The sequence below is a fragment of the Streptomyces sp. NPDC059371 genome, from assembly GCF_042751995.1.
Taxonomy (GTDB): Bacteria; Actinomycetota; Actinomycetes; order Streptomycetales; family Streptomycetaceae; genus Streptomyces.
In genome coordinates, this window is the sequence record NZ_JBHYXD010000008.1 from 92,048 (window position 1) to 115,386 (window position 23,339).

Sequence of the window (23,339 nt, forward strand, 5' to 3'; positions counted from 1 at the left end):
GACGCCGGACCATGCGCGCCGCACCACCAGCCGTGCCCTGACATCCCTGTCAACCGTGCCCTGCCATCCCTGCCCTGACATCCCTGCCCTGACATCCCTGTCAGTCATGCCCCGACCTCAAGGAGATCTCTGCCATGAACGTGTTCTTCGAATGCACCTACCAGGGTGAGCGCCACTTCGGCCTCGGCCTGCCCGTGGACGGCGAGGCCGTCCGTCTCTATCCGGTGCGCCCCGGCGAGGACCTGGGCGCAGCGGTCGTCGCCGCGGTGTCGGCGGCGGGCGGTGACGGTGCCGCGCTGCGGGCGGCCCTCATCGCGGGCCGCGAGGAGGTGGTCGTGACGGCCGCCGGGCGCGACGGCCTCGCGCCGCGGCCGCCGCTGCTGCCCGCGTCCGTCGGGGACGCGATGGTCAGCGGTTTCATGCAGACCCACAACGTCAAGGTCGACGCCGCCACGCAGGCGCAGCCCAACTGGTTCGTCAAGGGGCTCGGGGAGGTCCTGAAGGTCTCCGGCGAACCGCTGGCCGTACCGCCGGGCGCCGTCGCGCTGTGCGAGGAGGCGGAGGTGGTGCTGGTGTTCGTCACCGACGAGCACGGCAGCCCGCGCTACGCCGGTTACACCTTCGGCAACGACCTCACCGACATCGGCCGGTTCCGGCGCCACGCCGGGCATCTGTCGTACGCCAAGCTCTGCGACGCCGGGATGGCGTCCTGGCTGTTCCTGGACGAGCCGCCGCGGTCGGTGACCGGGCGCGTCACGATCGAGCGGGACGGTGCGCGGGTCTGGGAAGGCGACTTCACCACCGGCACCAAGGCTCTGCACTACGGGCTGGAGGACATGATGTCCGGGCTGTTCGCCCACGGGGCGCTGCTGCATCCGGGGCGGGTGCACTACGTGTACCTCGGCGCCGACCGCAGCAGTTTCCACGGCGGGTTCACGATGGCCGACAAGGACCGCGTCACGCTCGACTTCAACAGCCACGGGGTGAGTCTCACGAACACGGTCTCCTGGCCCGGCGGGCGGGCGACGCGGCCGGTCCCGGGACGAGTCGCGGGATGACGCCGGCCGGGGTGCTGCGCAGGCTCAGCGGGACCGAGGCCGCCTGCGCCTACCGGCACGCGCTGACGGGCGGGCAGACCCAGGCCGCCACCCGTCTGACGGTGGCCGCCGTGTTCTCCCCGGCGTACGTGGAGCGGGCCGTGGCGCGGTGGGCGCGGGGATTTCGTGCCCTGTCCCTGCGGATCGTGGAGGAGGGCGGGAGCCTGTGGTTCCACGAGGTGCCCGGATTCGCACCGGACCAGCTCCGCCAGGAGATGTGCACGGCGGCCGTCCCCGGTGTCGGTCGGGCCGGCGCCGGGGACGTCACGTCGCCCGGGGCCGATGACGTGCTGACGTTCGGGGCCGGAAACGTTCTGTTGTCCCGGGCCGGAGACGGCCTGAAGTCCGTGTCCCGGGCCGGGGACGTCCTGAAGTCCGTGTCCCGGGCCGGGGACGTCCTGATGTCCGGGGCCGGGGACGTCCTGACGGCGGATGGTCCGCTGTGGCGGCTGGGGGTCGGCCACGATCCGGCCGCCGCCGCGACGCATCTGCTGTTGACCTGTCACCCGGCGCTGTGCGACGGCCCGTCCATGGCCCGGCTGCTGCGGGCGCTGCTGGACGCCCTGCTCGGCGAGGGCCCGGCCGGCTGCGGCCGGGTGGGCTACCGGCAGGATCCGGCCCCCGACGCGGACGAGCTGACCTATCAGCCGCCGCCACCGCCGTACCTGGGCACGGGGCCGGGACGGGGACAGGGACCTATCCCGGCCCCGCGGGCCCCGCTCGGCCTCCACTCGGCCGGGCCGAACATCATGACCCCGGTCCCGGGAGCGCCGGTGCCCTCGGACCTCCGGCCGGCCCTGAACTCGGCGGGGACGGTGGCTGCGTCCATCGGCGCGGGGGGCGTGGCGCCGATATCACTGACGGCCCGGCAGAGCGCGCGCCTGACGGCGTGGTGCGGACGCCACCGCATCACCGCGGGCGAGTTCTTCGCGGCGGCGCTGGCCGACTCGTGCGCGCGGGCGGTGGGCCAGGAGGAGGTGGCACTGCTGACGGCGGTCTCGCTGCGTCGGCGGTACGCGGAGAGTGTCCGGGTGTCCGAGGTGGGCTGTTTCGTCAACGTCGTACGGGCGACCGTACGGGCCGGGGACGGTGGCGCGCTGGCGGACCACGCCCGCGCGTACGGTCTGGCGGTGCGGGAGGCGGACGCCGCATGGCACCCGGTCCGGCAGGACCATGCCCGTATCCGGCGTGCGGTGGAGGCCGAGACGGCGGCCGCCGTCGCCGGCGGCGGGCTCGGTTTCCGGGTCACGCAGGAGGGGTGCGCGGACACCGCGCTCGGCCACCACGCGGCCCTGGTGACCCGGTACGGGACGACTCCGTACGGAACCGTGTCGTACGGATCCGTCTCGTACGGGCTCGCCTCGTACGGGGCCGAGTTCGGGACAACCCCCTGGGGAACCCCGTCCTACGCGACCGCCTCGCAGAAGGCCGTGCACGGGACATCCCCGTACGGGGTCATGCACGGCACCACCCCGTATGAGCCCGGATACGGGAGGAGCGGCTGCGGAACCCCGTACGGGATCTCCCCCGGAACGGCCGTGCCCAGCGCGGCGCCCCGGCCGTTCGGCGTTCTGCACCTGTCCCGCTTCAAGGGCGCCCTCACACTGTCGCTGGGGATGCCCGACCCTCCGGAAGCGAGGGCGAGCGCAGGTGCTTCCACCGGCGACGGGGGGCTCAACGCACCCGAGATCGCGGCGGAGTTGACCGCACGCGCCCTGGACCTCGTTGCCTGACCTGCGCGCCGTTTTCGCGTATGCGCAGGTCAGGTCGTGTTTCTCGGCTCGCTCCGCGGACGGACTTCGCAAAGTATCCGGCAGTCCCCACCCCGATGTCGAAAACAAAGCGATCGTTCTCTATTCTTTCCGTGTGGCGCCGCTCAGGAGCCGGGACCAGCAGGACCAGCGGGAGGGACACAAGCGATGGCGACGAAGCCGGCTACACGGCCACGGGCATCGGTCTCCGCGTTCACGCAGGAGCTCTTCGGGCGGCTGCCCCGGGCCGACCAGCGGCGGTGGGCGCACGCCTACATGGAGGGGCTCCTGACCACGCCGGGCAAGAAGACCGTGCGGCGCCTGGCGGCGACCGTGTCGGACTCGTGCACGGCCCCCCAGTCCCTGCACCAGTTCATCAACGCCAGCCCCTGGGCCTGGGAACCCGTACGCGCCGAGCTGAGCCGCTGGGTGCAGCGGCACACCGCGCCCCGCGCCTGGACCATCGGCCTGGCCGTGGTCCCCAAGCGGGGCGACCGGTCCTGCGGTGTGCACCGCCGCTTCGTGCCCCAGGCCGGCCGCACCCTCAACTGCCAGGTCGGCGTGGGCGCCTTCCTGTCCACGGACACCGAGGACGTGCCCGTCGACTGGCGTCTGCTGCTGCCCGACCAGTGGTCCAACGACCCGGCGCTGCGCCGCCGGGCCCGCATCCCCGAGAGCACCGAGCACCGTTCCGCCGAGGCGCAGACCCTCGACCTGATCGAGAGCCTGCCGGCGGGCGGGCAGCTCGCCGAGGTGCCGGTGGTCGCGGACCTCGACGGCTACGCGGACACCGGGGAGATCGTGCGCGCGCTGAGCTCCCGTGGACGTCACTTCGTCGTCGCGGTGCCCGCCGCCCTGCCGGTCCTGGCCGCCCCTGCCCCGCAGTTGGGCGCCCGCCCCCCTCGCCCCGAGCACGCAACCGCGCTGGCGGCCCTGACGGCACGGCAGGTCCTCACCCGCCGCGAAGCCGCGGCGCCGCACCTCGTGACGATACGGACCCGGCGGGGCGATGAACGTACGGCGCACGTCCTGACCGGCCTGGTCAGGCTGCCCGAACCGGAGCCGGGCGCGGCACGCGCCTCCCGCGCCGCAGAACACCCGCCCACCTACCGCGTGTTCGCCGAATGGGATCCGGACACCCGCCGCCTCGGACGAACTTGGATCACCAGCCTGGTGAACCGGCCCGCGGGTGAGCTGCTCGAACTCGCGGCTCTGCACGCCGGAACCGCCGACACCGTACGGCAGTTGGAGGACGACTTCGGCCTGCGCGCCTTCGAAGGCCGGTCCTACCCCGGATGGCACCACCACATGACGCTGGTCTCCGCCGCCTTCGCGTACAGCAGTCTCACCACGACACGAAGGGTCGGCACCTGATGGCGCTTCCCAAAACCTTCTGGCTGCTCTGGGCCGGACAGACCGTCAGCCGGCTGGGCATCCTCGCCCCGGCCTTCCTGGTCCTCTTCCTGGAGCAGGACCACCTCGTCGACGCGCACACCACACCGATCATGGTGGGCCTGTTCGGGGCCGGCATCCTCGCCTCAGGGCTGGTGGGCGGCGCGGTGGCCGACATGATCGGGCCACGGCGCACGATCATCGCCGCCCAGCCACTCGCGGCCGTCACGGCCCTGCTCTTCCTCGTGACCACCGATGTGTACGCCCTCGGCCTGCTGTCACTGGCGACCGGCTTCCTGTCGGCGGTGGACCGGCCGGCCGGCGCCGGGCTGATCGCCAAGATCGTCCCGGCGGAGCAGTTCTCGAAGGCCTACAGTCTCTTCCTCGTCGGCTTCAACGTCGGAATGTCGCTGAGCCCGGTCATCTCCGGGTTCCTGCTCTCCTTCTACCCGCCCGCACTGTTCCTCGTCTGGGCCGCCGGCAGCGCCGCCTACGCGCTCCTGGTCTGCGCCCTGCCCGCCGACGAGATGCACCCGGAGGAGCACGAGGGAGCCGGCGCGTCGGCCCTGCGGCGCGCGGCGCGCAGCATCGGCGAGCCCTACCGCTCCCCGGTCCTGGTCGCCTTCCTCGCCCTCGTCTTCCTGCTGGCCTGCGTCTACCTCCAGGTCAACTCCGCCCTGCCGCTGGACATGCGCGGGTCGGGGCTGAGTCCGGGAGACATCGGCATCGTGCTGGCCATCAACGCGGTGCTCTCCATCGCCCTGCTCCCCCTGGTGCCCAAGGCGGTCAAGGGGATGAGCGACGAGACGCCGCTGGTCCTGGCGGCCACGCTGATGGCCGTCGGCTTCGGCCTCAACGCCCTGGCGGACGACATCGTCCTGTTCACCGTGGCGACCGTCGTCTGGACGCTCGGCGAGGTCCTGTGGGCGCCCATGTCGGCGACCTTCATCGCCGTACGGGCCCCCGAGGGACGCGTCAGCACCTACCAGGGCTCCTACTTCTTCGCCTGGAACGCCGCCTTCGTCATCGGCGGCCCCATCGGGATCACCGTGGCGAACGCCTACGGATACCCGTTCCTGTGGATCGGTCTGCTGGTCCTCGGCCTCGGCGTCGCCGCCGGCTTCAGGTCCATGACCCGGATCTCGGACTTCGCCGTCACCACCGCGAAGCGGTCGGCCGCCGCCGGCGCACCGGCCCCCGAGCCCGCGACGACGCCGGGCAGGACCACCGCGCCCCAGCCCCGGTCCCAGGCCCCTCAAGACCAACCCTCCACATCCCAAGCCCAACCCCAACCCAGGGAAACGACATGACCGTAGAGACCTCGCGCACAGCCCTCCTGATCGGCGCGGCGGGCGGAATCCTTCAGGACGTGGCGCGCGGCCTGGCCCGCCAGGGGCACACCCTCGTCCTCTTCGACAAGAACGAGGAGGCCGTGAACCGCCTCGCCTCCGAACTGGCAGAACAGACCAAGGTCGACGTGGTGGTCGGCGACATCACCGACATCCCCGCAGCTGAGGCACAGCTCGCCGACATCGTCGACCGGCACGCCCCCTCCATCCTGGTCAACGGGGTGGGAGGCGACACCCGGGTCATCGGGTACGCGGACCTGACCGAGGAACACTTCAGCCAGTCCCACCTGGAAAACGTTGTCAGCACGTTCGTCGCGATCAAGGCGTGTGCCCCGCGGATGGCGCAGGACGGCTACGGACGCATCGTCAACTTCGCCTCGGCCGGCGGCCGCACCTACAGCCACTTCAACAACGCCGCCTACGTCGGTGCCAAGGCCGCCGTGATCGGCATGACCAAGCAGATGGCGTACGAGCTCGCCCCCGCCGGGGTCGTCGTGAACGTCGTCGCCCACGGGCCCATCGCGACGGACCGGGTGGCCGGCGCCTGGGAGCGCCGCGACCCGGAGCAGAAGCAGGCGGTGCTCTCGAAGCTGCCGATGCGACGCATGGGCACGGTCGCCGAGGCGGTCGGCAGCGTTCTGCACCTGTGCTCCGAGAGCGCCGGCTACTCCACCGGCGCGGTGATCGACGTCAACGGCGGCCTCTACATGTGAGACCCGCCGGACCCGGCCTGCAGGAGCGGGACCCACCGGCGGGCCGGCATCCGGCAGGACCGGAACCCCCGGCGGCCCGAGAGGACCGGCGGGACCAGGAAGAGCGAACAGGAGACAACCGTGGCGAAGTTCGTCGTCGAATTCGAGTACAACGTGGACCGCGCGGGACGCCAGGGACTGCACCCGGCGCACGCCGAGAACCTTCACCGCCTCGCCCGGAGCGGCGTGCTGCTGCTGGGCGGGCCACTGGCCGACGAGAACGCCGGCCTGCTGCTCTACGAGGTCGAGGACCGGGCCGAGCTCCAGAAGGTGCTGGACGCCGAGCCCTACGTACAGGGCGGGATCGTCGCCGCCACCCGCATCCGCCAGTGGTCGCCCGGCAAGGGCAGCTGGATCACGGAAGGAAAGATCTGACCTTGAGCACTACGACATTGCCCGCATCGCCCGCATCGCCCGCGTCACCGGCATCGGAGGCGGCGGACAGCGGCTGGGTGGCGCTGCGTCAGGAGGCCCTGCACGCCGGGATCGCCGACCCCGCGATGGACTCGATGCGGATCCTCAGCGAGACCGCCATGAGGTTCCCCGACGCCCTCTCCTTCTCCTCGGGAGCGCCGTACGACGGGAACCACGACCTGGCGGACCTCTCGTTCCACATCGACCGCTACGTCAAGCACCTCCAGGAGCGCGGCGTCCCGCAGCACCGCATCACCCGGATGCTGTTCCAGTACGGACCGGTGAACGGTTTCATCCAGGACGACGTGGCACAGATGCTGCGGCAGGACGAGAACATCGACGTCTCCGCCGAAGCCATCATGATCACGCATGGCTTCCAGGAAGCCACGCTGGTCGCCCTGCGCGGTCTGTTCGCCGGCCCCGACGACGTGCTGCTCAGCGTCTCCCCCGCGTACGTCGGCATCCGTGGCGCGGCCCGGATGCTCGACATCCCCGTCGAGGGGATCGGCGAGGGCCCCGACGGCCTCGACCCCGAGGCGGTGGCCGCGGCGGCGCGCGCCGTACGGGCCGGGGGCAGGCGGCCGGTCGCGGTCTACCTCGTCCCCGACTTCTCCAACCCCTCCGGAACCGTGCTGCCGCTCGAGGCCCGCCGGCGTCTGCTGGAGGTGGCGGCCGAGGAGGACCTGGTCATCCTGGAGGACAACCCCTACGGGCTGTTCGCACGGGACTGCGAGTCGATGCCGACCCTCAAGTCGCTCGACACGGCGGGCCGGGTCATCTACCTCGGTTCGTTCGCCAAGTCGGCCTTCCCCGGCGCCCGCCTGGGCTACCTCGTCGCCGACCAGCCGGTCACCGCCGCCGACGGCGTCACGCGCACGCTGGCGCAGGAACTGTCCCGGGCCAAGGCCATGTTCAGTGTCGGATCGTCCTCCCTGTCCCAGGCCGTGGTCGGCGGCATCCTCGTCGAGAACGGCCACACCCTGCGCCCCGCGACCCGCGAGTTGGCCGCCGTCTACCTGGAGCGGCTCCAGGCCACGCTGGACAGCCTCGCCGAGCACTTCCCGCCCGAGCGGTACGCCGAGCACCAGGTGCGCTGGAACACCCCGCGCGGCGGCTTCTTCCTCACCGTGGAGGTGGGGTTCGAGGCCGGACTGGCGGAGATGGAGCGCTGCGCCCGTGACTACGGCGTGAGCTGGGCGCCGATGAGCATGTTCCACATCGGTGGTGGCGGCGAACGGCAGATCCGGCTCGGCTTCAGCAACCTCGCGCCGGAGGCGATTCGCGAGGGCATCGCGCGTCTGGCCCGCTTCATCGCGGATTCACCGCGCGCGTAGCACCCCGTCATACCCGTACGCACCGCACACCAGCGGCCCCGCACACCAAGCGGCCCGCACATCTCACGGCCCCTACACCCAGCGGCCTCACAGCCCCGCGCCCTCCTCACCCTCGCTGTGCACTCCCCCTGGTGATCGAGCGACCACGCGTCGCGTCAGAAGAAGGACGCCCATGAGCCAGACCAGCAGTCAGCGGCCCACCGTCGTGGTGGTCGACGGCTACTCCGCCGGAAACTTCTACCCCGCGGCCTTCACCGAGACCGGTGCACGGGTCGTCCACGTGCAGAGCACCCCGGAACTCATCCCGTCGATGCTCGCGCCCGGCCTGTCGGAGTACGAGGAGAACATCGTCGAGGGCGACGAGAAGGCGCTGCTGGAACGGCTCCGTCCGTACGCCCCGGCCTGTGTGGTCGCCGGCCAGGAGGGTGCCGTACCGCTGGCGGACCGTCTCAGCGAGGCGCTCGGCGTCCCGTCCAACGGCACCCGTCTCTCGGCGGCCCGCCGGGACAAGTACGAGATGATCGAGGCGCTGCGGCGAGCCGGTGTGCGGTGCGCCGACCAGTTCAAGAGCGGCGACGTACGGGAGCTGGTCCGCTGGGCCGAGGAGCGGGGCGCGTACCCGGTCGTCGTCAAGCCGCTCAGTTCGGCGGCCTCGGACGGCGTGTACATCTGCGACAACGCCGAAGAAGTGGCGGCCGCCGCCTCGGCCGGGCTGGCCTCGCAGGACATCTTCGGCGCGGCCAACAACGAGATCCTTGTCCAGTCGTACCTCAAGGGCATCGAGTACATCGTCGACACGGTCAGCAGTGACGGCGAGCACTACGCCTGCGGTGTGTGGCAGTACGAGAAGACGCTCCTGCCCTCGGGCAAGAACATCTACAACCGGGACATCCTCCTCGCTCCGGACGCCGGTCCGGTGCCGGCCCTGGTGGCGTACGTACGCGAGGTGCTGGCCGCTCTCGACGTCCGCTGGGGGCCCGCGCACGCCGAGGTCATCATGACCGAGCAGGGCCCGGCGCTGGTCGAGATCGGCACCCGCCTCAACGGCAACATCCACGCCGGTTTCCACGACGTGTGCCTCGGCCACAACCAGGCGGGGCTCGCCGCCCGGGCGTACGTCCGGCCGGAGGAGTTCCGCCGGGAGTACGGCGGCCGCGTCTACACCCGGCTGCGGCCCGGCGTCGTCTACAACACCCCCACCGAACAGGACGGTGTCGTCGAGAGCGTCGACAGCGCGGCGGTGGACGAGATCCGCGGGCTCGACAGCGTGTTCCTGGCCGGCCTGAAGCTGGCTCCCGGCTCCCGGATCCGCCCCACCACCGACCTGCTCACGAGTTCCATGCGCGTCTACCTCACGGCGCGCGACGAGGCGCAGCTCGACGCCGACTACGAGAAGGTCCGCGGCCTCAAGGACTCCGTCTACCGGGTCGCCCCGCAGCCCCAAACCCAGCCGTAGCCGGCTGCCTTCCGTGGGTCTTCGCACCCACACCTTCAGCCGGACCCGCACCAGAACCGCACCAGAACCGGATTCAGATCCGGATTCACCTTCAGATCCGTCTTCATATCTCCTCGGAGGAATGCTGTGCACAGCCGTATCGGTCTCTTCCTGTCCCCCGTCCACGAGACCGGCCAGGACCCGCACCTCGCCGTCCGCCGCAACCTCGACCTGGTCGAGCACGCGGACCGCCTGAACTTCGACGAGGCGTGGTTCGGCGAACACCACACCCTGGGCTGGGGCCTGGTCGGCGCCCCCGAGACGATGATCGCCGCGGCCTCCCAGCGCACCAGCCAGATCAAGCTGGCGCACGGCGTCGTACCGCTGTCCGGGCACCACCCCTTCCATGTCGCCAGCCGCGCCGTCCACCTCGACCACCTCAGCCGCGGCCGCTACATCCTCGGTGTCGGCCCCGGCGTCCCCTTCGACGCCAAGATGTTCGGCCTCGCGCCCGACGTCCAGCGCCGGCGCCTCGACGAGGCGCTGCCGACCGTCCTGGAGCTCGTCAACGGCGACTCCCGGATCACGCAGAAGACCGACTGGTACGAACTCCAGGACGCGAAGCTCCAGTTGCCCCGTTTCAACCCCGACGGCATCGAGGTGGCCATGGCCACCAGCGGCACCTCCTCCTCCAGCCCGCGCCTGGTCGGCAAGTACGGCCTGAGCATGACGTCGTTCGCGCTGCCCTTCGCGCTGATGACGCCGGGCGCCCCGGACCACATAGGCCTGGCGCAGCAGTGGAAGTACGCCGAGGAGTCCGCGGACGAGCACGGCCGGACCCTGCGGCGCGAGGACTGGCGCATCGCGCTTCCGGTCCACGTCGCGGAGACGCGCGCCCAGGCCTTCGCCGATGTCCGCGAGGGCTACGACCGCTGGCTGTTCGAGTACTTCGGCAAGGCGGCCGGCCGCGAGGTCATCAGCCCGGACACCCCGCGCGAGCGGGCGCTCGAGGCCCGGGTCGAGGCCGGCGGCGCGCTCGTCGGTTCCGTCGAGGACGTCGTGCAGGGCATCCGGCGCATGCAGGAGGCGACCGGCGGCTTCGGCAAGCTCCTGGTCTACGTGGCCGACTGGACCTCGTACGAGAAGACCAACCTCAGCCTCGAACTGCTGGCCCGGTATGTGTCCCCGCAGATCACCGGCTCCGCGTCGCGTCCCCAGGAAGCGGTGGACTGGGCCATCGCGAGCCGCGCCGGCCGCTGATCATCGCCCGCGGCGCGGGGCGGATCGCCCGGCGCGGGGCGAGTCACCCGGTGCGGGGACAGTCACACGGTGCGGGGGCGGCGAGTTCCGCCCCCGCGCCGACCCTGCCCGGCCACCAGACAACCTTTGGAGATCACATGCTGGAGCAGCGTTCCTTTCGCGACATCCTGGGCCGGTTCACCACCGGGGTCGTCCTGATCACCGCGCAGACGGAGACGGGCCCCGTGGGCATGGCCGTCAATTCCTTCACCTCCGTCTCCCTCGACCCGCCGTTGATCGCCCTGTGCGCGGCGTCCACGTCGACCACCTGGCCGGCGATCCGGGAGGCGGGAAGCTTCGCCGTGACCATCCTGGGCGGGCAGCACGCGCAGTTGTGCCGGACGTTCGCCACCAAGGGCGCCGACCGCTTCGGCGGCGGCGAGTGGGACTCCACCCGAGCCGGTCACCCCATACCCGCGGACGGTCTGGCCTGGCTGGACTGCCGTATCGCCACCATCCACCAGGCCGGCGACCACGAACTGGTCATCGCCGACGCCGTCGAGGGCGCCGTCACCGACACCGAGGGCCCGCTGGTCTTCCACGCCGGACGCTTCGCCGAACTGGTCGCCTGACACGGGCCGCCGACGCCCGCCCCACCACCGGCCACGAGAAGGGCAGACCCGCGTGTCTTTGATCCAACCCTCGCGCGCGTTCCTGGCACCGGACCACGGTTCCGGTCAGGGCGAACTCTCCTACCTGCGCACCGCACCCCGTCACCTCGTCGACCGCAGCGCCATCGCCGACGTGCTGATCACCGACTGGCAGCGGACAGGCACCGACACCTTCTTCCTCGGCGCCCAGTGGCCCCGGGGCCACGCCTTCTACACGCCGATCGCCGGTACCTGGTACGACCCCCTGCTCGCGGCCGAATCCCTGAGACAGGCGTCCTTGCTGGTCGGCCAGACCTACTACGGGATCCCTCGCGGCCACCAGTGGATCATCGGCGAGCTCGACATCGAGGTCGCCCCGGCCGCGCTCCTCCTGGGCAGCCGGCCGGCCGAGATCCGGCTGGAGGTGGCCCGCTCCCCCGACCCGGACTCGGCTCCCGGCGCGGGTGCGGAGCCGGACTCCCATGCGAGTGCGCACGCGGCGACGGTCATGACCGTGGAGGCCGAACTGCTGCGCGACGACGACGCCTTCGTCGGTGCCGGACGCATCAGCCTCGACGTCCTCTCGCCCGCCGCGTACGCCCGGCTGCGCGGGGAGCGTCTCGGGCCGCCGACGGGTCTGCCCCGGCTGCCCGAGGCCCTGCCGCCGCCCGTCGTGGGGCGCCTGGACGTGCGGGACGTGGTGCTCGGCGTCCCGGCCGCGCGCTCCGGCCGGGACGGCCACACCTGGCAGTTGCGGGTCGACCCCAGTCACCCGGCCCTCTTCGACCATCCCGTGGACCACGTGCCCGCCATGCTGCTCCTCGAGGCCGCCCGCCAGGCGGCTCAGGCGGTCTGCGCCCCGTACCGGGTTCTTCCCATCGAGGTGCGCAGCGCCTTCCACCACCCCGTGGAGCTGGACATCGCGTGCCACATCGCCGCGACCCCGCTCCCCCAGCGGGACGCTGCCGAGGACACGGCGGTCCGTGTGACCGCCACCCAGGACGGCACCCTGGTCTTCGACAGCCTGGTGGTGGCGGCCCTGTGCGACTGACCTCGGCGGGGCGCCCGGCCGGTGGCGTCCTCACCCGCGGGTGACGTCGACCCCGCCTGGCAGGCCCCCGCGCCGGCCGCGGTCGCTCAGGCCGTCTCCCGCAGGATCAGGCGGGTCGGGGTGATGACCGAGTCGGTGCTGCCGGCGCGCGTGTCGCCGGTTTCCTGGATCCGCCGGAACAGCAGGCGTGCCATCAGGCGGCCCATCCCCTCGATGTCCTGGTGCACGGTCGTCAGAAGTGGTTCGTCCTTCTCCTCGGGCAGGGGCAGGTCGTCGAAGCCGATGACGGCGACGTCGTCGGGCACGGTGCGACCGTGTTCCCGCAGTGTGCGCAACGCTCCGCGGGCCATCAGGTCCGATGCCGCGAAGACCGCGTCCAGGCCCGGGTTGCGGTCCAGCAGCCGTCGCATGGCGTCCGCTCCGCCCTGGACGGTGAAGTCGCCTTCAGTGATCAGGTGGGGCGGGCTGTCGGGCAGTACGTCGCGGTATCCGTCGAGGCGGTCGATCGCGGCGGCCTGGTCGAGCGGGCCGGTGATGGTCGCGATGTGTCCGCGTCCCTGGGCGACCAGGTGGCGGACGGCTTCGGCGGCGCCGCCGCGGTTGTCGGCGTCGACGTAGGTGTAGGCGTGCCCCTGGTCCCGCGGGCCGGGCAGGGGCCGGCCTCCGAAGACGGCGGGCAGGCCCATCCGGTCGACCGTCTCGGGCAGCGGGTCGTCGACGCGCAGCGAGAAGAGCAGTGCGCCGTCCACGTGGCGGCCGGCCAGGAAGTTGCCCACCCGGGGGTAGTCGTCCGGCTCTTCGATGAGCAGGAGCACCAACTGGGCTCCCTGTTCGACGAGTTCCCGCCGGATACCGCGCAGGTGTCGGTCGAAGAACGGGTCGACGAAGAGCCGGTTCTGGGGTTCGGTCACCACGACGGCGATCGCGTCGTTGCGCCGGGTGACCAGGCTTCGGGCGGCCTGGTTGGGCACGAAGCCGAGTTCGGCGACCGCGCTGCGGACCCGTGCGACGACGGCCGGGCTGACCCGGGGCGAGCCATTGATCACACGGGACACGGTGGAGCGTGACGCGCCGGAGCGCCGGGCCACGTCCTCCAGTGTGGGGCGGTGTCCTTGGGGCCGTGAGGTCAACCGCCTTCTCCGATCCTCAGCAGCTCCTGCAGCACCTGCTGGGCCCGGTGGCCGTCCTCGAAGTCCGCCAGGGTCCGGGGGCCTGGGGCCGCGTTCGCGGCGCGTGTCCACTCGTGGAGCTGGTCGAGGAAGGAGTCCGCCCAGCCGGTCACCTCTCCGGGCGGGTCCTCGAGCCTGCTGGTCCCCAGGAGCTTGATCTGTTCCCAGTCGACGCCGGTCCGAAGCTGGAGGACCGGCCCGTCCTTGGAGTCGTGGGTGAGTTCGCCCCGTGTCCCGGTGAGGGCCAGGGTGAGACCGGTCTCGTGGGGCTGCGATGCCTTCGAGGCGGTCAGGGTGAAGGACGGCCCCGTCCGGAGGCGTCCGCTGACGAAGGTGTGGTCGTCGACCTCGACGGCCCGGCTTCCCTTGTGGGCGACCTTCGTCCGGAGTGCGACCTGGCAGGCGGCGGGATCGACGGCCCGCTGGAAGAGGAAGTGGAGCAGGTCGATCAGGTGGACCCCCAGGTCGCCGAGTGCCCCGCTGGTGAGGCGTTCTTCCGCGCTGTCGCGCCACGTGAAGTGCTTGCGTGTGAGCGCGCTGGCCCGCTTGAAGGCGACGTCGACGTGCAGGATCCGGCCCAGTGTCCCCTCGTCGATGTGCCGGCGGGCTTCCCGGATCACGTGCAGGTGGCGGTAGTTGAATCCCATCGCGCAGATCCCCGGCGCGTCCGTGGCGAGAGTGCGCATGCCGACGGCCTGGGCCAGGGAGATCGCCATGGGTTTCTCGCACAACACGCTCAGGCCGGATGCGATCGCCTCGTGCGCGTAGCCGGCGTGGGTGCGGTTCGGTGAGGCGATGACGACACCGTCGGCTGCCGCGTACAGGTCGCCGGGTGAGGCGAACGTCGTCGTTCCCGAGGCGTGCGCCAGGGCCCGCGCCTTGGCGGGGTCGACATCGAACACGCCGGCCAGTGAAGCGGTGTCGCTCGCCGCCACCGCCCGGGCGTGCATGTGGCCGATGCCGCCGGCGCCGATGATTCCCACTCGCATCACTTCAGGGCTCCCTCTAACTCGAACAGGATCGCGTCGGTGTGGCGGCTGCCGGACACGCGGGGATAGCGGCTGCGGGCCTCGTCGGTGCAGTTCCCGACCAGAAGGCCCCGCCCGACGGAGGCGAGCATCTCCAGGTCGTTGCCGCTGTCGCCGAAGGCGAACGCCTGGGCCGTGTTCACTCCGTGCAGGCGGCAGATGTGTTCGACGATCTTCCGTTTGCCGCAGCCGCGGGGGAGGAAATCGACGTCGTAGCAGTCCTCGGGGTCTCCGGCGGCCGGGTTGCAGCGGCTCAGATTCACCTCGAGGAGTGACCTGTCCGCGATGTGTCCGATCAGGGCGAGCCGGCGGGCGTCGCGTTCGGGGTCCCGCGTGGCGTAGTAGTAGCTGACCACGCGGCTGTCCGGGGCTCGGCAGGTCTGCGGGATCAGCGGCACGTCCAAGGCGTGCAGTTGCCGGACGGCTTCCTGGGCCAGGCCCCTGATGTGTTCGGCGGCGGGGAGCCGTTGGGTCCAGCCCGGCTCCGGAACCATCCCGGCGTCGCCGGCCACGTACAGCTCGGTGCCCAGTGAGCAGGCCATGAAGTGCGGCAGGAAGCGCAGGCGGTGGCCGCGGGCCTTGTGCAGTACCGAGGTCAGCGAGCTGCCGGTCACCCAGCCGAAGAGCAGCCCGTGCCGCGCGCCGGCGCGGGCCAGATAGTCCTCCAGCGTCCGGCGGGAGTGCTGCTGGTCGGGTGTGTTCTCGTGCGCCAGGTAGGTCTCGTCGAAGTCGCAGAAGGCCACGGTCCGCACAGTGGCGAGTGCGGGCAGCGGGGGGATGTCAGTGCGCGATGGCACGGAATGCGTCATGGAGGGCTTCGATCACGCGGTCCTGCTCGGACAGGGACATCTGGTTGTGCAGGGGCAGGTGGAAGACCGTCGCGTGCGCCTGTTCGGTCAGGGGCAGCGTCAGGTGTGCGAAGTGCTTGCGGTGCACCGGCGTCTGCTGCTGGTGGGTGAGCACGGGGTAGTAGATGTCCGTCTCCACCGCGCCCGTGGTGTGCAGGTGCCGGCGGATCTCGTCCCTGGCCGCCGTTCCGGCGGTCGTCCGTACGCTGAACAGGTGCCAGGCGTGGTCGGGTGTGAAGTCGGGCAGGTCGGCCGCGCCGTCCGCGGCGAGGTCTGCCAGGCCGTCGAGGTAGCGCCTGGCCAGGAAGGCTCTGCGGTAGTTGTTCAGGGTCAGGCGGGGAAGCAGCCCCAGCGCGACCGAGGCGGTGGAGTTGTCGATTTTCGCGTTCAGGCCGAACGTCTCCTGCTTGACGTTCTTCCGCTCGGGATCGAAGCCGTGGTAGGCCAGTCTTCGGGCCGCTCCGGCGAGTTCACCGTCACGCATCACCACGGCGCCGGCCTTGCCGGTCAGGCCGAAGTTCTTGTACGGGTTGAAGCTGAGCACGGCGGCGTCCGAGTGCTGTCCGACGCCGGTGACGCCGATGGCCTGGCACGCGTCCTCCACGAGGTGCACGCCGTGCTGCCCGGTGATCTCGGCGAGTGCCGCCATGTCGGCGAGGCGGCCGTAGAGGTGGACGGGCAGAACCGCTCGGGTTCTTGGGGTGATGGCGGCCTCGACCAACGCCGGATCGAGGGTGAGGCGTACCGGGTCGATGTCCACGAGGACCGGTGTGGCCGCACAGGCCCAGACGGCGTTCTCGGTGGCCGCGAAGCTGTTCGCGGGCAGGATGACCTCGTCGCCGGGGCCGACTCCGACGGCCCGCAGGGCGATGATCAGGGCGTCCGTGCCGCTGCTGGTCGCCACCGCGTGCGGCACGGCGAGGAATTCCGCCAGGGCGTCCTCGAACTCGGCCGCGGCGGGTCCGCTCGTCAGCGCGCCGTCGGCCACGGCACGGGCGAAGCGTTCGACGGCCGTGCGCTGTTCGTCGGGGGTCAGCAGGCGTGACTTGGGCAGGAAGGGCACCGGGTCACCGGCCGATCGGCGGGGGTCCGCGGCGAAGACGGAGCCCGCAGCCCCGGGGCCGAGCCGCTGCGGCTGCCGGGCGACCAGGGTCGCCAGGGCCTGGTTGGCCAGGGTGGTGGAGCACGCGTACGCCGGGATCCGATGGCGCAGCACGTCCCCGACGAGCCGGTGGATGCCGGTGCTGTCCCCGGTGAACGGCTCGGCCGGGTGGGTTGTCGTCGTCATCGTCACGCTCCGGCCGCGTGTTCGAGGAGCGCCGCGCACCCGAAGGAGCCCGCCGTCTGCTTGAGCAGGTCCGGGCCGGGCTGCTTGAAGTAGAGCAGTTCGTGTCCCGTCCGCATCATCTGCACGGCTGTCGGCAGGTCCCGGTCGTCCGTGGTGTCGACGACGATCAGGTCGCCCGCCGTCCCGGCCCGGGCGATCTCCGCCTCAGCGGTGTCCAGGCCGTCGGTGTCGACGACGAGGAGTTCGTACGAGCGCCCGAGCGGCAGCCGTCCCGCGATCGCGCGGCAGGCGAACTCGAAGCGGAGGTAGGCCTCGAACCAGCTCGGGCGGCTCCCGCGGTGCGGATCGAAGTAGGCGTCGAGCACCCACTGGTTTCTCACCTCGAGCTCCGGGTGCTTCGCGGTGAAGTAGGCGAAGTTCTCGCGCCAGTCGTCGTAGCGTTCCTGGTCGGATTCCGGGTGGAACTGGTGGTAGACGCGGGAGTACAGGTTGTGGACGAGGGTCAGGCCGTGCCGGTGGAGGCGATAGCCGAGTTCGACGTCCTCGAAGCTCCACCTTTTGATGGCCTCGTCGAACCCGCCCACGGCCAGCAGGTGTTCCTTGCGCACGGAGACGTTGCAGCCGTACAGGAAGTGCCATCCCGTGGCGAGATTTCCCATGTTCTGCGACAGGGCGTCGGTGACCTGGGCCCGCTCGTCGCGGTCAGCGACCGGGGGCAGGGCTTGCGGGGTGAAGTCTTTTTCGAGAAGGGCGAGATCGACCGTTCCCGGCTCCAGGTAGTCCCGGAATCCGATGGCGACGACATCGCCGCGGTCACGGTGGCACCGTATGTGTTCCTGGATGAACGACGGGTCGATGATCTGGTCGCCGTCGGCGAAGACGATCAGTTCTCCGTCCGCCGCCCGGATTCCGGCGTTTCGCGCGGCGGAACGGCAGGAGCTTTCGGTACGCGGCAGACGGATCCGCCGGATCGGATAAGTGAGGGGCAGCGAGTCGACGAGTTCTCCCGTACCGTCCGTGGAACCGTCGTCGACCAGGACGACCTCGAATGTGTCGTTCTCTTCGAGCCGTTGATGGTTCAGGGACATCAGGCAGGGGGCGACGAGATCCCTGGAGTTGTAGGTGGGAATGACCAGACTGGCTTTCATGCGATTCTCCCCCGTGACGCAATGGTGGTGACAGCGGATTGTCAGCTCTCCGCAACGGGAGCCGGCTGTGCCCGCTCCACGCCGCGGTGGTCCTTCCGCCGCGCGGAGACGCGCCGCCAGCGGATGCCGAGCAGAAGGGCCCGGAGGTTCTCGTCGACCGCCATGGCGATCATGATGCCGCCGATGGCGAGGCCCAGGGGCAGCGAGAGGACGTACGCCAGGGGGATGAAGACCCCCCACAGGACGAGGATTCCGACGGCGGCCGGATAGGTGACATGGCCGACGGCGCGCAGGGTGCTCGCCGTGGTCATGATCAGGGAGGAACCCGGGAGGTAGAGCAGCCCGCACCACAGGAGCAGCCGTCCGGACTCGGCGACCTGCGCGGAGTCCGTGAACTGGTCCATGATCCAGCCGCCCGAGAGGCCGGCGACGAGCGCGAGGGCGGCCGCGATCGCCACGCCCGCCAGTCGGGTGGTTCGGGTGACGCGTCGGATCCGGTCCATGTCTCCGGCGCCGGCGAGATGGCCGACGGTGATCTGCAGCCCCTGCGAGAGGGCGGAGCCGAACATGCCGATCATGTTGGTGATGCTCAGCGTGTACATGCGGGCGGCCAGTTCATCGGGGCCCACGGCCGTGATGATGCGGGTGGTGGTGATCTGGGCGGCCTGCCAGAAGGCCGGCTCCAACATGGTGGGAAGGGTGAACGTGATGAGCAGCAGGCCCTGTTCACGCCATTGCCGTCGGCTGGACGGCCGGCGAAATCGGACGCGGATGCGGAAGAAGACCAGCCAGGCGCTGAAGAGGAGACCGGCCGCGGTGGCCAGGGCCGTGGACAGCGCGATCCCGCGTACCCCCCAGCCGGGTCCCGCCGAGGACAGGACCAGCACGTAGATCAGGGCGATGTTCGTGATGTTCGTGAGAACGGCGGCGAACATGCCGCCTCGGGTGAATCCGTTCGCCGCCATGACGCCGCTGAGCATCGCCATGAGCGAGTGGAGGGCGCAGCTTCCGCCCACGATGTGCAAAAAGGTGGTCCCGTGGCTCAGAAGCTGTCCGTGCAGGCCGAGCAGTTGAGCTATCGCCTCTCCCTCGACGAGCAGGACGACGCTCGCGATCACGCCCAGCAGTACGTGCAGGATCAAGGCGACCGAATAGCACTCCCGGACCCGTTCGAGTTTCCCCTGTCCGATCATTCTGGAATAGACGAGGCTGCCGCCCTGTCCCATGAAGGAGAACATCATGAGCACGAATGTGGTGACCGTGTTGACGGAGCCGACGGAAGCGGCGGCGGCATCGGATATCCGGCCGAGTGCCCAGATGTCGACGAGCCCCATGCAATAGGTGAGGGTCAGTTGCAGGAATATGGGCCAACTGAGCGAAAAGACTCCGATGTTCACCTTGGGTGGCACGACGTCTCTTCTCTCCGCTCCCCCGAATCCCCGTCGGGGACTCTCGACCTTGAGAATCGCGGACTTCATCTCCGGTGACTGCCCCGGGAAACACCAATCCGCGCCACTGATCGACTGGATGCTAGCCACATGATCCGTTCCGCGGGAAGGGATATCGAGCAGCCCTCCAGTACGGCACGTCCGTTTCCCGACACGGCCGCGGGACGCGGCGCGGCGGCGAAGCCACCGGGAGTGACCCGCAAAGGGGCGGAATCCGCCCCGAAGCATGCGGCTGTACGCGGTGCGGGCGCCCATGCGTGACGGAAGGTGACGGGCGCGGTCCGCAGGGTGTGGCCGAACTGCTCCGGTGATGACTGGGGCGGGCCGAAGGGTTCCGGTCATGATCGGGGAGAGCCCGAACCGCTCCGGTCACGTCCGGGGCGGTGTGCGGCCCACGGCCAGCAGCGCGACGCGGGGCACCTCGGCCACGTAACGGTTCCCCCTCCGGCGGATGACCGGCGCGCTCGGGACGGACTCCGGGTCCCGGAGCCGGGTCGCGGCGAGGTAGTCGGTGTGGTCGAAGTACCGCACCAAGGAGTTCCAGGCGTCCCGGATGTCCTCGTGCCCGTCGAAGAACGCGCGGATGCCGTACATGTCCCGGAGGTGGTCGCACATGTCCTGGCGGGCCCGCTCCTCGGAGTCCGCGGTGACCGTCAGGGGATCGTAGAGGTCGTGGACGCTCGCCGGGATCCCCGCGCCGTCGAACAGCGCGGTCAGCGAAGGGCGCGAGAAGTGCCGGTAGTCGTGGCCGGCTGTCGAGCACGGGTGGACCACCTCGGTGAAGAAGCGGGCCATCGGGCTGGACTCGTCGAAGTCGTGGAGCAGGACCCGGCCGCCGGCACGGGTCACCCGGACGGCCTCGGCAACGGCCGCCGGCCGGTCCCGGGGGGCGATGTGGTGGGTTCCGTAGGCGAGGAGCGTGGCGTCCACCGCTCCGTCACGCAGGAAGAGGAAGTCGGCCGACTGCCGCACGGCCGGGAGCCCTTGTTCCAGGGCGCGCTCCACCATCGTTCCGGACACGTCACCGGTCAGGACGCTCATGTGCCCCAGCGTCGCGTCCGCCGCCCGGCTCACCGCTCTGGCGATCGTGCCGTCCCCGCCCAGGACGTCGAGCACCGTGCCGGCGTGAGAGGACGCAGGCGGCGAGGCCAGGCGCAGGATCTGCCGCATCCCGGTCCAGCGGACCATCGTGGTGCGCTGCGCCCTGCGGTAGGAGTCGCCGCGTCCGGTGCCGTCCGAGTCGAACTCGGTGACCGTGTCCGCCAGGGCGCGAAGGGCCGCGTCGGCGCCCGGGCGTTCGAAGTCCAGGAGGGACGGCAGGAGCGGGCCGGCCTCCGCGATCCGGCGCTGATAGGCGCCCAGGGTCATGGTGGGCAGATAGACGGACTCCCGCAGGGCGGCGGCGAGTTCGGGACGCGTGCGGGTGTCGTGCTGAACGGTCATGGCGGGTCGGTCCTCCGGATGGCCGCTGAGGGATCAGCGGGACGGTGGTGGCGGCAGTTCTCGCATGGTGGCGATCGGGGACAGGGCGACGGGTATCCACGCCAGTGACGTGCCGGCCGCGGCCACCCAGAGCGCGGCCCTGGGGCCGGCGGACGTGGCGATCAGCCCGGACAGCGCCGAGCCGACCGGCAGCATCCCCCACAGGGCGAAGCGCATGGTGGCGTTGACCCGGCCGAGCAGCTCGTCGGGCGTCACCCGCTGCCGGTAGCTGACCAGGATGATGTTGCCGATCATGTTCCGCAGGTTCATCACGAGGAACGCCAGCGCGGCGACCGCGAGCCGGGCGCCGTGGCCGGCCAGGGGCAGCAGAAGGTACAGCGGGGCGCAGAGCGCGGCGGACAGCCACAGCACCCGTCCGTGTCCGAATCCGCGGGTCAGCACCGGGGTGACGATCGCGCCCAGTACGGAGCCGACGCCCGCGACGGCGAAGAAGAGGCCGACGTCCGCCTCGGACAGGCCCACCTCGCTGATCAGCACCACGGGCAGCATCGTCACGGTGATGCTGATGAACAGATTTCCCAGGCTGCTCGAAAGCGCGGCGGGCCCCAGCACCGGGTCCCGGACGACATGGCGCAGTCCGTCCCGTACCCCTCGGTGCAGCGGAATGACATCGGCTCGCGCCGCGGACGGTGGCCGGCCACCACCGCGTACGAACAGGACGCAGCCGGCCGACCAGAGCGCGGTCAGCGCGTTCACGCCCATGGCGACGGGTCCCGTCAGCGCCTGGATCAGGAACCCTCCCAGCGCCCGTCCCGCGATCTGGGAGCCCGAATTCGCCCCGGTCAGCGCGGCGTTGGCCGACATCAGGGCCTGCGGGCCGACGAGTCCCGGGACGAAGCTCTGGGCCGCCACGTCGAAGAACACCCGGCAGACCCCGGTCAGGAAGGCCACCGCCACGAGTTGCGCCATGCCGAGCCGGCCCAGCCACCACGCCACGGGCACCGTGGCCAGCAGCGCGAACCGGCTGATGTCCGCGGCGATCAGGACGCGGCGGCGCTCCAGGCGGTCCACCCAGACGCCGGCCGGCAGGCCGATCACCAGGAACGCGAGCGTGCCGGCGGCGGCCAGGAGAGCCACCTGGCCGGGGGTGGCGTGCAGCAGCGCCACGGCGACCAGCGGATACCCCAGCAACGTGATCTCGCCGCCGGTGTTGTTCACCAGCACCGCGGCCAACAGCAACCGGAAGCCGGGCCGGCGCAGCGCCGAGGAGGCAGGTACGGGCGGCTGGGCAGGTACGGGCGGCTGGGTGCTCGCCGGCCGGTCAGGAAGCGCTCTGCTCACGTCGTTCCTCTTCGGAGTCGATCTCCAGTCCGGCGCGGTAGCGGAGGTCCAGATCGTGCATGCGGCGCTCGCAGTCCGCGCGCGTGGGGCCACTGACGACGAAGGCGGCGAGCACGTCGGCCGAGTACGTCGGCGCGGTCATCCGTCGGCCGACCTGGACATAGGTCCGGTGCCAGAAGAGGCCAGGAGCCGTGTCCAGTCCCCCGGGCAGACCGCGTACGGTTCCGGGACGCTTCATCAGGAGCATCTGGCCCGCCAGAACACGGGGGCGCAGGGGGGCGTCTTCCGGTGTGTCAGCGGTCAGGGGAAGGGGCGGGGGCAGACCGAGCTGGGCCCGGACGGCGGCCTCCGCCGGGTCGAAGCCGAACATGGCCCGGTGCACGTCCCTGAGGGCCGCCCCCGGCGCGCGGCAGGCCGCCTCGCACAGCACGAGGTCGTCCCGCGGGGTGCGGAACACCTCGATGTGGAAGGCGAAGTGCTCCGGTCCGCGAAGGGCCCGCAGTGTCCCGCGCCCGAAGTCGATCAGCCGGTGGGCGAGCGGGTCGTCGGGGTCGAGCGGGAGGTCGAGGCGGGCCTTGTGGTCCTCGCGGAAGGCGGCCAGCGTGTACAGGTACTGGAACGCCCATATCGAACGGATCCTGCCCCCGGTCACCAGACCGTCTATGTGACACATGGCGCCGGGGACGAAGGACTCCGCGAGCCAGGCGGGTTCGCGGTGCGCGCACGCCCCGGAGGCGGCGAAGGCGTCGACCTGCCGGTCGTCGGCCAGGATGCGGAGCCCCGCCGAACCCGCGCCGCGGCGTGGTTTGACCACCACGGGCAGACCGTGGCGGCGGGCGAAGGCGCGCAGCCGGGCCGGGCTCGTCACCAGGGCGTGCTCCGCGACCGGGATTCCGGCCCGGCGTGCCCGGCGTTTCATCGTCCACTTGTCGCGGAAGGGCTCCACCTCGTCGGGCCGGGGGCCGGGCAGCGCGAGGTGGCGCCGCAGTCCCGCCGCGCGTTCGAGGTCGCGTTCCTGGCAGGCGACGATCTGCCCGACGCCGTACCGGCGGGCGAGTTCACGGGCCCTGGCGTCCCGGGCCCGGGCGGGGGGGGTTTCGGGGGGCGCCGCGGCAAGGAGATTACTGGTTTGGACCCGCGGCCACCCCAACCCCTGGACGGA

20 protein-coding genes are annotated in these 23,339 nt (G+C 71.1%); 11 read left to right on the forward strand and 9 right to left on the reverse strand.

The features are described 5' to 3' along the window. Positions 1–134: 134 nt before the first annotated feature. The 11 genes from ACFXGX_RS07325 (at position 135) to ACFXGX_RS07375 (ending at position 12,464) form a co-directional block, all read left to right on the forward strand. Complete coding sequence (locus ACFXGX_RS07325; RefSeq protein ID WP_384785941.1) at positions 135–1,058, forward strand: FAH family protein; 924 nt, start codon at positions 135–137, stop codon at positions 1,056–1,058. Beyond that, complete coding sequence (locus tag ACFXGX_RS07330) at positions 1,055–2,830, forward strand: hypothetical protein (protein ID WP_384785944.1); 1,776 nt, start codon at positions 1,055–1,057, stop codon at positions 2,828–2,830. The genes ACFXGX_RS07325 and ACFXGX_RS07330 overlap by 4 nt, the downstream gene beginning before the upstream one ends. Positions 2,831–3,016: 186 nt before the next feature. Next, positions 3,017–4,222: an IS701 family transposase gene (locus tag ACFXGX_RS07335; RefSeq protein WP_384785947.1), complete on the forward strand. Its 1,206-nt coding sequence runs from the start codon at positions 3,017–3,019 to the stop codon at positions 4,220–4,222. Beyond that, positions 4,222–5,550, forward strand: a complete 1,329-nt coding sequence (locus ACFXGX_RS07340) for an MFS transporter (RefSeq protein ID WP_384785950.1) — start codon at positions 4,222–4,224, stop codon at positions 5,548–5,550. Before ACFXGX_RS07335 ends, ACFXGX_RS07340 begins: the two co-directional genes overlap by 1 nt. Beyond that, positions 5,547–6,302: an SDR family NAD(P)-dependent oxidoreductase gene (locus ACFXGX_RS07345; RefSeq protein ID WP_384785953.1), complete on the forward strand. Its 756-nt coding sequence runs from the start codon at positions 5,547–5,549 to the stop codon at positions 6,300–6,302. Before ACFXGX_RS07340 ends, ACFXGX_RS07345 begins: the two co-directional genes overlap by 4 nt. A gap of 120 nt (positions 6,303–6,422) precedes the next feature. Continuing rightward, entirely contained in the window at positions 6,423–6,716 is a 294-nt protein-coding gene (locus ACFXGX_RS07350) for a YciI family protein (protein WP_384785956.1), read from the forward strand. 2 nt (positions 6,717–6,718) lie between these two features. Further along, positions 6,719–8,089 (forward strand): PLP-dependent aminotransferase family protein, encoded by a 1,371-nt coding sequence (locus ACFXGX_RS07355; protein ID WP_384785959.1) that lies wholly within the window; start codon positions 6,719–6,721, stop codon positions 8,087–8,089. A 172-nt stretch (positions 8,090–8,261) separates the two neighbouring features. Beyond that, complete coding sequence (locus ACFXGX_RS07360; protein ID WP_384785962.1) at positions 8,262–9,545, forward strand: ATP-grasp domain-containing protein; 1,284 nt, start codon at positions 8,262–8,264, stop codon at positions 9,543–9,545. Between the two features lie 126 nt (positions 9,546–9,671). Next, a complete protein-coding gene (locus ACFXGX_RS07365) occupies positions 9,672–10,784 on the forward strand; it encodes an LLM class flavin-dependent oxidoreductase (protein ID WP_384785966.1) in 1,113 nt (370 codons plus the stop codon). 137 nt (positions 10,785–10,921) lie between these two features. Then, on the forward strand, positions 10,922–11,395 hold the full coding sequence (locus ACFXGX_RS07370; protein WP_384785969.1) for a flavin reductase family protein: 474 nt from the start codon (positions 10,922–10,924) through the stop codon (positions 11,393–11,395). Positions 11,396–11,447: 52 nt separating this feature from the next. Next, positions 11,448–12,464 carry a ScbA/BarX family gamma-butyrolactone biosynthesis protein gene (locus ACFXGX_RS07375; protein ID WP_384785972.1) on the forward strand — a complete coding sequence of 339 codons (1,017 nt, stop codon included), beginning with the start codon at positions 11,448–11,450 and terminating at the stop codon, positions 12,462–12,464. 86 nt (positions 12,465–12,550) lie between these two features. Here ACFXGX_RS07375 and ACFXGX_RS07380 read toward each other — a convergent pair whose 3' ends face one another. The 9 genes from ACFXGX_RS07380 to ACFXGX_RS07420 form a co-directional block, all read right to left on the reverse strand. After that, on the reverse strand, positions 12,551–13,594 hold the full coding sequence (locus ACFXGX_RS07380) for a LacI family DNA-binding transcriptional regulator (protein ID WP_384785975.1): 1,044 nt from the start codon (positions 13,592–13,594) through the stop codon (positions 12,551–12,553). Continuing rightward, complete coding sequence (locus tag ACFXGX_RS07385) at positions 13,591–14,622, reverse strand: Gfo/Idh/MocA family protein (protein ID WP_384786163.1); 1,032 nt, start codon at positions 14,620–14,622, stop codon at positions 13,591–13,593. The genes ACFXGX_RS07380 and ACFXGX_RS07385 overlap by 4 nt, the downstream gene beginning before the upstream one ends. Continuing rightward, on the reverse strand, positions 14,622–15,458 hold the full coding sequence (locus tag ACFXGX_RS07390; protein ID WP_384785979.1) for an HAD-IIB family hydrolase: 837 nt from the start codon (positions 15,456–15,458) through the stop codon (positions 14,622–14,624). Before ACFXGX_RS07390 ends, ACFXGX_RS07385 begins: the two co-directional genes overlap by 1 nt. Then, a complete protein-coding gene (locus ACFXGX_RS07395) occupies positions 15,442–16,797 on the reverse strand; it encodes a DegT/DnrJ/EryC1/StrS family aminotransferase (RefSeq protein ID WP_384785982.1) in 1,356 nt (451 codons plus the stop codon). Before ACFXGX_RS07395 ends, ACFXGX_RS07390 begins: the two co-directional genes overlap by 17 nt. A gap of 2 nt (positions 16,798–16,799) precedes the next feature. Further along, on the reverse strand, positions 16,800–17,945 hold the full coding sequence (locus ACFXGX_RS07400; RefSeq protein ID WP_384785985.1) for a glycosyltransferase: 1,146 nt from the start codon (positions 17,943–17,945) through the stop codon (positions 16,800–16,802). A gap of 41 nt (positions 17,946–17,986) precedes the next feature. Beyond that, positions 17,987–19,354, reverse strand: coding sequence for an MATE family efflux transporter (locus ACFXGX_RS07405; RefSeq protein ID WP_384785987.1), 1,368 nt, complete (start codon positions 19,352–19,354; stop codon positions 17,987–17,989). A 408-nt stretch (positions 19,355–19,762) separates the two neighbouring features. Next, on the reverse strand, positions 19,763–20,836 hold the full coding sequence (locus ACFXGX_RS07410) for a class I SAM-dependent methyltransferase (protein ID WP_384785989.1): 1,074 nt from the start codon (positions 20,834–20,836) through the stop codon (positions 19,763–19,765). Positions 20,837–20,869: 33 nt separating this feature from the next. Continuing rightward, positions 20,870–22,177: an MFS transporter gene (locus ACFXGX_RS07415; protein ID WP_384785992.1), complete on the reverse strand. Its 1,308-nt coding sequence runs from the start codon at positions 22,175–22,177 to the stop codon at positions 20,870–20,872. Then, on the reverse strand, positions 22,158–23,339 hold a 1,182-nt coding region (locus tag ACFXGX_RS07420), incomplete at its 5' end, for an acetyl-CoA carboxylase biotin carboxylase subunit family protein (RefSeq protein ID WP_384785995.1). The genes ACFXGX_RS07420 and ACFXGX_RS07415, both read right to left, overlap by 20 nt.